The organism is Streptomyces chilikensis (genome assembly GCF_001642695.1).
GTDB lineage: Bacteria > Actinomycetota > Actinomycetes > Streptomycetales > Streptomycetaceae > Streptomyces > Streptomyces chilikensis.
Genome location: NZ_LWCC02000057.1, coordinates 1 through 3,064 on the forward strand (window position 1 = coordinate 1; position 3,064 = coordinate 3,064).

The following is a 3,064-nucleotide window of genomic DNA, read 5'->3' on the forward strand; positions in this document are numbered from 1 at the left end:
CGACGCCGGACGGTCCCGCCCCGCAGCACGCCCCGGCCGGGGACGACGCGGCGGAGGCCGGTGCCGCCGCCCACCCCGGCGAGGGCGGTGCCCGGCCCCCGCAGGCGCCCCCCGCCGGACCCGCCGGCAGGGCCACGGGCCGAGCCCCGGCCGGAGGGCCGGCGAAGCCCGCCGGCAAGACGCCGGCGAAGAAGAAGCAGCGGTCCCGTGAGGCACCCGGCAAGGGAGCCGGGAAGGCCTCCGGCAAGGCGTCCGCCGGGGCCCGCCGCCCCGCACCCGCACCCGCACCCGCACCCGCACCCGCGGTGACCGTGGGGCGCATCCCGGTGGAGGACGTCCGGCCCCGCGTCGCCGACGGGCAGCGCCCCGCCAAGGCGGTGGCCGGCGAGAGCTTCGAGGTCACCGCCACCGTGTTCCGCGAGGGCCATGACGCCGTCGCCGCCAACGTGGTGCTGCGCGACCCCGACGGCCGCCCGGGCCCGTGGACCCCGATGCGCGAGGTGGCCCCCGGCACCGATCTGTGGGCGGGCACCGTCACCCCGGACCGCACCGGTCGCTGGACCTTCACCGTGGAGGCGTGGAGCGACCCCGTCGCCACCTGGCGGCACACCGCGGGCGTCAAGGTCCCGGCCGGCATCGACACCGGCCTGGTGCTGGAGGAGGGCGCCCGGCTCCACGAGCGCGCCGCCGCGGGGGTCCCCGACGGCCCCGCCCGCGAGGCGGTGCTGGCCGCGGCCGCCGCGCTGCGCGACGAGGGGCGCCCGGTGGCCTCCCGCCTGGCGGCCGCCCTCGCCCCGGAGGTGACCGAGGCCCTGGACCGGCATCCGCTGCGCGAACTGGTGAGCGCCTCGGACCCGCTGCCGCTGCTGGTGGAGCGCGAGCGGGCCCTGTACGGCGCCTGGTACGAGTTCTTCCCGCGCTCCGAGGGCGCGGTCGTGCGCGAGGACGGCCCGCCGGTCAGCGGGACCTTCGCGACGGCCGCCGAACGCCTCCCGGCGATCGCCGCCATGGGATTCGACGTCGTCTACCTCCCGCCGATCCACCCCATCGGCCGCACCCACCGCAAGGGCCCCAACAACACCCTCTCCGCCCACGAGTGGGACGTCGGCGTGCCGTGGGCGATCGGTTCGCCCGAGGGCGGCCACGACGCGGTCCACCCCGACCTCGGGACGATCGAGGACTTCGACGCGTTCGTGGCGAAGGCCTCGGAGCACGGCCTGGAGATCGCGCTGGACTTCGCCCTGCAGTGCTCGCCGGACCACCCGTGGGTGGAGAAGCACCCGGAGTGGTTCCACCACCGGCCCGACGGGTCGATCGCGTACGCGGAGAACCCGCCGAAGAAGTACCAGGACATCTACCCGATCGCCTTCGACCAGGACATGGACGGCCTGGTCGAGGAGACGGTCCGCGTGCTGCGCTTCTGGATGGCCCACGGCGTGCGCATCTTCCGCGTGGACAACCCGCACACCAAGCCCGTGGTGTTCTGGGAGAAGGTGATCGGCGAGATCAACGCGGCCGACCCGGACGTGATCTTCCTGGCGGAGGCCTTCACCCGCCCCGCGATGATGCGCACCCTCGCCCAGACCGGTTTTCAGCAGTCGTACACCTATTTCACCTGGCGCAACACCAAGGAGGAGATCACCGACTACCTCTCCGAGCTGAGCCAGGAGTCGGCGCCCTACCTGCGGCCCAACCTGTTCGTGAACACCCCGGACATCCTGCACGGCTACCTCCAGCACGGCGGCCGTCCCGCCTTCGAGGTCCGTGCCGTCCTGGCGGCCACCCTCTCCCCCACCTGGGGCGTCTACGCCGGTTACGAACTGTGCGAGAACACGCCCGTGCGCGAGGGCAGCGAGGAGTACCTGGACTCGGAGAAGTACCAGCTCCGCCCCCGTGACTGGGAGGCCGCCGAGCGCGAGGGCCGCACCATCGCCCCGCTGATCACCCGGCTGAACGGAATCCGCCGCGCCAGCCCCGCCCTGCGTCACCTGCGCAACCTCCGCTTCCACCACGCCGACAGGGACGAGGTGATCGCGTACTCCAAGCGGCACGGTTCGAACACGGTTCTGGTGGTGGCGAACCTGGACCCGCACCACACCCAGGAGGCCACGGTGTCGTTGGACATGCCGCAACTCGGCCTGAGCTGGCACGAGTCGGTACCGGTGCGCGACGAGCTCACCGGTGAGACCTATCACTGGGGCAGGGCCAACTACGTACGCCTCGGGCCCGGGGGAGCACACGTGCTGACCGTCGGAGCCTCCGGCGACGGCGCCCTGCGGCCGTCCACACCGCAGATCGGAGGGTCACCCGCCATATGAGCGTCAACGAGCCCGTCCCGGACACATTCGAGGACACCCCCGCCCGCGACCGGGACCCGGACTGGTTCAAACGCGCCGTCTTCTACGAGGTGCTGGTCCGGTCCTTCCAGGACTCCAACGGCGACGGCGTCGGCGATCTCAAGGGCATCACCGCCAAGCTGGACTACCTCCAGTGGCTCGGCGTGGACTGCCTCTGGCTCCCGCCGTTCTTCAAGTCGCCGCTGAGGGACGGCGGCTACGACGTGTCGGACTACACCTCCGTACTGCCGGAGTTCGGCGACCTCGCCGACTTCGTGGAGTTCGTCGACGCCGCCCACCAGCGGGGCATGCGCGTGATCATCGACTTCGTCATGAACCACACCAGCGACCAGCACCCGTGGTTCCAGGAGTCGCGCAAGGACCCCGACGGCCCCTACGGCGACTACTACGTCTGGGCCGACGACGACAAGCAGTACCAGGACGCCCGGATCATCTTCGTCGACACCGAGACCTCCAACTGGACCTTCGACCCGGTGCGCAAGCAGTACTACTGGCACCGGTTCTTCTCCCACCAGCCGGACCTCAACTACGAGAACCCGGCCGTGCAGGAGGAGATCGTCTCCGCGCTGAAGTTCTGGCTGGACCTGGGGATCGACGGCTTCCGCCTCGACGCGGTGCCGTACCTGTACCAGGAGGAGGGGACCAACTGCGAGAACCTGCCGGCCACCCACCAGTTCCTCAAGCGGGTCCGCAAGGAGATCGACGCG

At 71.8% G+C, this 3,064-nt stretch carries 2 protein-coding genes; both read left to right on the top strand.

The features are described 5' to 3' along the window. Positions 1-305: 305 nt before the first annotated feature. Positions 306-2,318, top strand: a complete 2,013-nt coding sequence (locus A2U95_RS22155; RefSeq protein WP_166025999.1) for an alpha-1,4-glucan--maltose-1-phosphate maltosyltransferase — start codon at positions 306-308, stop codon at positions 2,316-2,318. Then, a partial coding sequence (locus A2U95_RS22160) for an alpha-amylase family glycosyl hydrolase (RefSeq protein ID WP_240957628.1) occupies positions 2,315-3,064 on the top strand: 750 nt, incomplete at its 3' end. The genes A2U95_RS22155 and A2U95_RS22160, both read left to right, overlap by 4 nt.